We start from the raw sequence: 8435 nt of genomic DNA, 5'->3' as shown, positions 1-8435 counted from the left end.
CGATTTTCGTATAGAGCCCTTTTCAGCGTCGCACGATCATCCGCGTTGACCGGCCTCCTTCATCGTGAAGCCGAGCGAGTCGCAAGCTCTACACGCGAGTCGGCCCGCAAATGATTTGACGAAGCCAAGCGGCCGAACGCTCGGTACACACGCGTCCATTTTTCGCTTGATCGATGTCGCCCCGTCGCCGCTCTCGTCATATCCGATAGCGCGATTGCCCCTCGCGACATCGACCGCTGAGCGCCACAGTCTCCGCCATCGTGTGACACGATGCACGGCTTGTCGCATTGGACAATTTGTCCAATCCAAACGCCCCGCTTCCGAAGATACACAATAGTCGACCTAAAACCCTCGGAGCGCGCTCCGCTCGAACGCATCGTTCGAGCGATCCAAGTTCGCTCGAAACGAAAAGCTAGACCAGTTTCCGATCCTATCGGCGCCAAACTGGTCTCGTATCGGGAATGCCGGACAATGAACATTATCGGCGCATATCCAACCTTCTACGTGCCTTACCTCGGCTCCGCATGGGTTATGGGCATTATCGGCGTCATCCATGTCGTCGCGTCGCACACCTCGGTCGGCGCATCCTTCCTTTTCGCTATTTTGGAAACAAAAGCCTATCGGGACAATCAGCCGGAACTGCTCGACTTCATAAAACGCTACGGTCTTTTCCTCCTTGTTTTCTCCTATGTGATCGGCTCGATCACTGGACCTGGAATCTGGTATGCGATCACCGTGGCGAGTCCACGTGGCGTCAGCGGCCTCATACATAACTTCGTATGGGTCTGGGCGACGGAGTGGGTCTATTTCACCGTGGAGGTGATTGGCGTCTATGCGCTCGTCTATCTGATCGGCAAGGTCGATCCGCTGACGCATCTGAAGCTCACCTGGTCTTTCGCGCTCTCCTCATGGGCGACGATGCTGCTCATCGTCGGCATCTTGTCCTTCATGATGTGGCCCGGGAATGAAGCCTGGTACGAAACGGGCTCGACCAATGACGCCTTCTACAATCTCAATTTCTTCGCTCACCTTGGAATTCGCACGGGCTCCATGTTCGTCATGGCGGTGGTCGTCGGCTTCGTCGTCGCTTCCGGAGTGAAGGATACAGCGCTCAAAACGTCCGTCATACGCATGCTCGCGCCGATCGGCATCGTCGGCGGATTCTTCGCAGTGATGATGTTCCTATATTATCTGCAGACACTGCCAACGAATGCGCTCGTGATGCTGCGCTCGCATCTCCTTCCACGCTACGCGGACGGAATGATCCTCGTCTTCGTCGTTACGACGCTCTATCTTTCGATAGGCTGGGCGCGCCCGCAACTCATCAGGCCGACGATCGCCGCCGCATTGCTGCTTTTCCTCGCCACCATTGGCGTATGGCCCGAGGAGCGCATGCGCGAAAGCATGCGAAAACCCTTCGTCGTCGGCCAATATATATATGGCAATCAAATCATCGCGCGCGATGCGCCCGGCAAGGGAGTCGTCGCAGAAGTCGACGCGATCGCCGAGAAAGGCCTTCTCTCGCTTCATCCCTTCGTTCCCGAACGGCTAAGGACCATAAATTCGGACAACCGCTTCGAGGTCGGTGAGCTTCTTGCCAAGATCGCTTGTTCCAATTGTCACGCCCTCGAGCCAGGAGCTCCCTGCGCAGTCTGCCCGACAAGTTCCACGGCTCGGCCGACAAAGACCTGATCGCCGCCTTTCTCGAAGGCCCGCTCAAGCACGGAGCGATACCATATATGCCGAGAATCGCGCTGCCCGCCCACGAGATCGACGCGCTCGCAACCTACCTCGCTTCGATCGCTGGCAATCGCGAGCGCCTCCTCGCCGCATCTCCACCCCCTTCTCGATCAGAGGAAAATTGACCATGACGACAAGCTCGATGATGATCGCCATGCGTGACCCTGCCGGCGTCCCGGGCCCCCCGGCCCTGTTCGAGGCGCTATTCGTCGGCACGTGGGTTCTACATATCGCGTTCGTGCTGCTGACGCTCGGCGCCTGCGCCCTCTCCATCGTCGGATTCCTGCTTCGTGAACGAGATCCACATTGGGCGACCTTGTCCTCATCGATGACCTCCGTCGCCAAGATCGGCGTCTCCCTGCTCATCGTTCTCGGCGTCGCTCCTCTCTTGTTCACGCAAGTGATTTACGATCCGCAATGGTATGCGTCGAACGTGCTATCCGCGAGTTGGGCGATCGCATTCATCGGTTCGCTGATCGTCGCCTATTGCCTATGGTTCGTCTTTTACGCCAAGAACAAAAAGGCCGCCGGCAGACCGATCGTCTTTTACGCCATCGGCGCGCTGACGATACTCCTTCTGGACGGGCTTATCATGCATGTCCTCACCTATCAGTCGCTCCTTCCAGAGCGCTGGATGGAGTGGTACGCGCCGAATGGCGTCGTCGATACGAGCGGAACGAAGCTGCACGCCATTCAATGGTCACGGTATCTTTTCATGATCAGCCTATCCGCGCCCGCCGTCGGTCTTTTCTTGCTCGCCTATTCCGACTACCTCGCATCGCGGCAGGACATAGATTCGGGCTATTTGTCGTTCGCCCGCACACTCGGTGCCAAGGTCGCAATCGTTGGTCTGCCGGCGTCTCTCGCGCTTTTGCTCTGGTGGCTGGTCGATCTGTCCAAGGATAACGATCTGATCTCGCATCCGCTCGCATGGCTGCTGGTCGTCTCCTTTCTGACTTTGTTCTTGCTGGTCAAGAAAGCGAGCGTGCCGGGCCGAGGCTATGCGCTGCTGGCGGCGGGCGCGCCGATCCTCTGTCTCGTGTCGCTCTGGCGAGAGATCGTTCGTGTCGCGGCGCTCTCGCCTTTCGGCTACTCGATCAGCGACTATAAAGTAAATATCGACTGGCCATCGACCATCCTCTTCGTGACGACGCTGGTGGGCGTCGGCGGACTGGTCGGCGGATTCTTTCTCACGGTGTCCTATGAGGCAGGACGCGTTCAGAACGTATACACCGCGAGTCCCAACGTCGCGCGTCTCGGTGTCGGCGCGGTGACGGTGCTCATTCTCTGGCTTTCGATCTTCTTTACCTACGGCGCCGCCATTTGGGTTCGGAACGCCTTCCTGCCTTAGAAATCCGGAGCACTACAATGAAGCATGCCGACTATCTCCCAATGTCCGACGCTCGATCGATCACGAGTTCGTTCGCCGCCAGATTAATCGCCATAGCGAGCTTTTCTCTCGTCCTTTCCCAATCGGCGAAGGCGCAGATGCCAGACATTGCGGCCGGGAAAAAGCGGGCTGAGGTGTGCATGGCTTGCCACGGCGAGAACGGACGAGCCGTCGTGGCCGGCGTGCCGCATCTCGCCGGCCAAAATCGCGACTATCTGGCGCAAGCCTTGAAGGACTATCGCCTCGGACAGGACCGTAGAAATCCCTCTATGACGGAAATGGCGAAGCCGCTTTCCGACGCGGATATCGACAACATCGCGGGATTTTTCCATGGACTGCGCGCTGAAAAGTGAGAGTGAAGACGTCGATCGAGTGCTTCGATCGACACTCGATCGCGACGGCGAGTCGCCCGAAGGAACGGCCGAAGATCTGGTCGGACAGACAACGAACAAGAAAAATCTTCTTCTGCTCGTAACGCTGCGCTGGATAGCGATCTGCGGTCAGATCGCGACGATACTGATCGTGGACTTCGGGTTCCATCTGCGGCTCCCGTTGATTCAAATGGCGAGCGTCATCCTCGTTTTGGCGCTTTTCAATCTCGGGAGCCTATACCGTTGCTCGGCCAAAAGGCCGATCGACGATTTCGAGCTGTTCGTACAGCTTCTGTTCGATTTGACGACCCTCTCGACGCAGCTCTTCCTCAGCGGCGGGGCCACCAATCCGTTTGTTTCCCTTTTCCTTCTCCAAGTGATTCTCGGCGCGGTGCTGCTACCGAGCCGTTACACCTGGACCATCGTCGCGCTCTGTGGAAGCTGCTTTATTTGGCTGACCTTCGACTATCACGACATTGGCTGGCACGCGAGTGAAGCAGACCAGGGGGAAATGCAGTTTTTCAAGCTTCACCTCGTCGGCATGTTCGTCTGCTTCGCATTGGCTTCCGTGCTTCTCGTGGCTCTCGTGACCAGGATCAATCGCAATGTCCGCGAAAAGCAGGCGCGCTTGTCACAGATGCGACAGCATGCGATCGAGCAGGAGCATATCGTTCGAATGGGACTTCTGGCCTCCGGCGCCGCCCACGAGCTCAGCACGCCGCTCGCGACGCTTTCGGTGATATTGCAGGATTGGGAGCGAATCCCGAGGCTCGCCGAAGATCCGGAGATCGGCGTCGATCTCGATGAGATGAAAGGCGCGCTCGCCCGATGCAAAGATATCGTCTCGAGAATTCTCCTCACCGCCGGCGAGATTCGCGCGGAGGGCGCAGAGCGAACGACCATCGTCCGATTCCTCGACGAGCTGACGGAGGAATGGAAGAGGCATAGAACGCCAGTGAACTTCGACTACAGAAGCAGCGTTTCTGTCGACAGCGCCATCGCGCCCGACGTGATTCTAAAGCAGGCGCTGTTCAATGTTCTCGACAATGCGCTGGAGGCGTCTCCCGACTGGCTGTCGCTCGAAGCCATCCTGCGTAGCGACATCTTGATTCTGACTGTGAAGGACAAGGGCGCAGGCTTTCCGTCGGACGTGCTCCAAAGCTTCGGCAAACCTTATCTATCGAGGAAAGAACAGCCTGGAACCGGCCTCGGTCTATTTCTCGCAGTCAACGTCGTGCGAAAGGTCGGCGGCTCGATCGAGGCGCGCAACAATGGCGACGGCGCCATTGTCGAGCTTCGATTGCCGATCGAGGCGCTGTCGATCGAGAAAAATGATGTCCTCTCTTGATCGCCTTCTCATGATCGTCGAAGACGACGTCTCCTTCGGTAGAGCGCTTCGAAAATCATTCGAGAGACGAGGATATCGGGTTACGGTTCGCCAAAGCCTCGAGGACGTCGAGGCTGCGCTCCCCGATGCGCCGCCATGCTTTGCGATCGTCGACCTCAAGCTGGTCGGCCCATCCGGGCTCGAATGCATCAAGTCGCTCCTGCGCGCGAATCCCTCGATGAGCATCGTTGTTCTGACTGGCTACGCCAGCATCGCCACGGCGGTGGAAGCGATCAAGCTCGGCGCTTGTCACTATCTCGTGAAACCTTCGAGCGTGGATGACATAGAAGCTGCTCTACTCGGAAGAGAGGCGAATGGCCGCACTGCCTTTTCCGAGCGCAAGAACTCGATCAAGACCGTCGAGTGGGAGCGCATTCACGAGACGCTCATGGAGGTAAATTTCAACGTTTCGGAAGCTGCGCGTCGATTGGGCATGCATCGGCGAACGCTCGCCCGTAAGCTCGCCAAGCGACAGATCACCTGATGTTCCGACACCCTGGATCGTTTGAAAAGGCTTTTGAAGTTTACCGGACAGTTGTTCAATGACTGAGCAGGTGATTAGATCTGGTTCGCGGCGTCAGATCGTTCAAATCGACAGCATTCTCGCAAATCTGCCTCCGAATTCAAAGCCGACAGCCAAGCCGGCCAACAAATGCAAATATTTACAACGATGAACCTTTGGATCAAAGGTGGCCGAACGTTCTGGCGCCCGTTTCGCTAACGCTCTTGGTTTCGCAGGCTCCTGGGACGTCGCATCAGCCCCAGCGCCATATCGATAGCTCTCCGAGATCGTCAATGACTTTTGAAAGCGCAGAGCACAGGCTGCTTCATCTCGTTCGACAGGCTTTGCCGCTGTCTGCCCATGCGAAGCCATCGCTTCTGACATTTCTCCGCAATCGTACCGGGTCTCGGGAGACAGCGTTGCATCTGACGATAGTCAACGTGTTCGAAACGAGAGATATGAATGGACCGATGTGTCAATTCCTCGTTAGTGACAAAGGAATGGGCGGCGAGCTTTTCTTCGCGCCCTTGACACAAGTGTCTTTAGGGCACCGGCACCCGCTGTCGGGAGAAATCAGAAAGTATCAGCGAACATTTCCACGCATGATGAAACTCGCTCGCCATGAGGAGTCTCGAAGTTCCAATTTCGTCACGCGCGGCGCTCTTTGACTTGTTCGCGACACGCGGGTAACGCCTCCTATCACGCACAGCGTCGCCCAAATGATACGCGCCGACATCTTCGCGGTCTGCCGAGCCGATGAAGGCGCCGATGATCTTCCGCCGCGATCCGACCGCCTTGCGCGTCTCCGTCATCGATCTTCTGGCATGTCGACGCCGATCCACAGATCGCGCACGCGCTCCAGATTCTTCGCCGGATCGTAACGTTCGACATCGAGACTCAAACCATCGGCCGACAAGCCGCCGATCGCCGCGAGCGCCGAGCAGGAGGCGACGACGCGATCATGTTGCGCAGACACCATTTTGACCCTGGCGTCGAATAGCGCCTGTTGGGCGTTCAGCACGTCGAGAAGAGTTCTTTGGCCGAACTCGGCCTCATTGCGGATTTGCGCCAGCGCCGTTTCCGAGGAGCGCACCAATATTCCGCCGTAATGCATCGCCGCCTTCGTCGCTGCAAGGCGGCTGTAGCTCACGGCGAGCTTGGCGCGAATGGCGCTGCGCTGAGCTGTGACATGCACCTGCGCCTGCCCGAGCTGCTGCTTGGCCTGCCTGACCGCCGAATATTCGGCGCCGCCGTCATATAAGGGCACGTTCAACGTTCCGGTCACCTGCGCCGAAAACTGCTTGGTGCCGGGATAGCCGAGATAGGAATCGTATTGCTGATAGACTTGGCCGCCCACGGAAAAGGACGGCATGAGCGCGCCCTCGGCGACTTTTACAGCCATCGTCGCCATGTCCACATGATGCAGAGAGGAGATCACCTGCGGATGCGCGACGATGGCGCGCTCCACCGCGCGTTCGATGGTCGCCGGCAAATCAGGGTCGCAGCCCTGCGCGGGCTCGAGCCGGTTCGGCGGACGCCCGATCACCTCGCGATATTCGGCCACGCTCGCCCGCAGCGCCTCACGCGCCCCCGCATGGTCGGACGCGGCTTGCGCCAACGCCGCTTCCGCCTGTGCGACATCCGCCACTGTCGCCATTCCCGTGTCGGCGCGATCACGCGCGACGCGCAACTGCTCCGCGAGAACGGCTTGATTATGCCTGCGCAGGCCGAGCGTCGCGGTGTCGCGCAACACATCCATATAGACGGTGACGCCGCGCAGCAGCACTTCTTGCTCCGCGGCCATCAACGTCGCGCGCGCGGCGAGCACGCCGGACTCGGCCTGGCGCATCGAATTGTCCGAACGCCAGCCGTCGAACACCGTCAATGAGAGATTCAGCGTTCCGCTGCGCGGATAGCCGAAATTGTCATCATTGGTGTAGAGGCGGTTCCGTAGCTGATCGCGCCCGCCGGGCTGACGAACGCTCGATTTTTGCGGTCCGGCGCTGAAGGAGACGCCGGCCTTGGGTCGATGTCCCGCAGCCGCTTTGGACACGTCCTCGTCGCGGATCCGTGCAATCGCGCGTTGCTCCTCGAGGTCTGGATTGCTGGCGTAGGCAAAAGCGAGCGCGCCCTTCAGAGTTTCCGCGCGCAGGTCGTGCGCGCCGAGCGCGACAAGGCCGAGCATCGAGGCGCAAATTCGCCGCGCGGCTCCGCGCGCGATGCGCCTGTCGGCGTGTGCGTTCGTCATGACGCCGCCAGGAGATTCGCGTTCGCCACGTTCATTTCGACTCCCTCTCGCGCGCCATATCGTCGAAATTGAGCTTGCATCGCTGGCCGCCGGGCAGTCGATTGCCTGGATTGGGCAAAAGAAGGCGAACGCCGAATGTCGCGCTCGCCGGATCGAACACGCGATCGACGACCGAGACGGTCGCAGGATAGCTTTCGCCGATGGGCTCGTCAGGAAGGACCATGGCGGTCGCGCCGACCTTTACCTGCGGATACATTGCGACCGGCAGAAACGCCTCGACATGTAATGGATCGAGATGCACGACGCTCATGATGAAAGCATCCTGATGAACGAATTCGCCCGGAGACAGCTTTCGTTCGCCGACCACGCCGGCGACAGGGCTGCGAATCGTTCGCTGCTCGAGCACGGCGCGGGCCCTCACGACTTCGAGCTCTGCGAGACGCAGCTCGACTTTTTCGCGCGCGAGATCCTCTTCGGCGACGCGCATGTCCGCTTTTTGTTCGTCCAATTTGTCGAGCGTAAAGCTGTTTCGCGCGTACAGCTCCCGCGCCCGTCCCATACGCGCCTTACTGAGTCTCAATCGTGCGGCCTGCGCCTCGACACGCGCCGCACTCGCCGCGCGGGCGAGGTTCAATTCCAGCGTCGCGGCCTCGACGCTCGATTCGAGCCGGGCCACGACCTGGCCTTCCGCGACGACGTCGCCGCGATCGACGAGCGCTTCGGAAATCAATCCGGTTGTCGGACTGCCGAGCTTCACCGTCATCGAGGGATCGATGACGCAATCGAAGCGTCGGTTC

General features: G+C 59.1%; 9 protein-coding genes. 5 read left to right on the top strand and 4 right to left on the bottom strand.

Features of this window, described 5'->3' with window-relative positions; genetic code table 11:
* Window positions 1–471 precede the first annotated feature (471 nt).
* From IY145_RS00835 to IY145_RS00815, 5 genes are all read left to right on the top strand, one after another.
* Window positions 472–1692, top strand: coding sequence for a cytochrome c (locus tag IY145_RS00835; protein WP_246721628.1), 1221 nt, complete (start codon window positions 472–474; stop codon window positions 1690–1692).
* 175 nt (window positions 1693–1867) lie between these two features.
* Complete coding sequence (locus IY145_RS00830) at window positions 1868–3091, top strand: hypothetical protein (protein ID WP_196406507.1); 1224 nt, start codon at window positions 1868–1870, stop codon at window positions 3089–3091.
* Window positions 3064–3483 carry a c-type cytochrome gene (locus tag IY145_RS00825; RefSeq protein ID WP_246721627.1) on the top strand — a complete coding sequence of 140 codons (420 nt, stop codon included), beginning with the start codon at window positions 3064–3066 and terminating at the stop codon, window positions 3481–3483. The genes IY145_RS00830 and IY145_RS00825 overlap by 28 nt, the downstream gene beginning before the upstream one ends.
* A 19-nt stretch (window positions 3484–3502) precedes the next feature.
* Entirely contained in the window at window positions 3503–4849 is a 1347-nt protein-coding gene (locus IY145_RS00820; protein WP_312030525.1) for an ATP-binding protein, read from the top strand.
* On the top strand, window positions 4836–5372 hold the full coding sequence (locus IY145_RS00815) for a response regulator transcription factor (protein WP_246721626.1): 537 nt from the start codon (window positions 4836–4838) through the stop codon (window positions 5370–5372). The genes IY145_RS00820 and IY145_RS00815 overlap by 14 nt, the downstream gene beginning before the upstream one ends.
* Window positions 5373–5474: 102 nt before the next feature.
* Here IY145_RS00815 and IY145_RS00810 read toward each other — a convergent pair whose 3' ends face one another.
* The 4 genes from IY145_RS00810 to IY145_RS00795 form a co-directional block, all read right to left on the bottom strand.
* The gene (locus IY145_RS00810) at window positions 5475–5774 is read right to left on the bottom strand and encodes a hypothetical protein (RefSeq protein WP_196406504.1); all 300 of its coding nucleotides are present in this window, start codon (window positions 5772–5774) and stop codon (window positions 5475–5477) included.
* 158 nt (window positions 5775–5932) lie between these two features.
* Window positions 5933–6202, bottom strand: a complete 270-nt coding sequence (locus tag IY145_RS00805; RefSeq protein WP_196406503.1) for a hypothetical protein — start codon at window positions 6200–6202, stop codon at window positions 5933–5935.
* Window positions 6199–7638, bottom strand: a complete 1440-nt coding sequence (locus IY145_RS00800) for a TolC family outer membrane protein (RefSeq protein ID WP_196406502.1) — start codon at window positions 7636–7638, stop codon at window positions 6199–6201. The genes IY145_RS00805 and IY145_RS00800 overlap by 4 nt, the downstream gene beginning before the upstream one ends.
* 31 nt (window positions 7639–7669) lie before the next feature.
* Window positions 7670–8401, bottom strand: coding sequence for an efflux RND transporter periplasmic adaptor subunit (locus tag IY145_RS00795; RefSeq protein WP_246721646.1), 732 nt, complete (start codon window positions 8399–8401; stop codon window positions 7670–7672).
* Window positions 8402–8435 lie beyond the last annotated feature (34 nt).

The organism is Methylosinus sp. H3A, assembly GCF_015709455.1.
Taxonomy (GTDB): domain Bacteria; phylum Pseudomonadota; class Alphaproteobacteria; order Rhizobiales; family Beijerinckiaceae; genus Methylosinus.
Note: the sequence above shows the minus strand (reverse complement) of the source record. Positions and strands in the feature narration are given on the sequence as shown.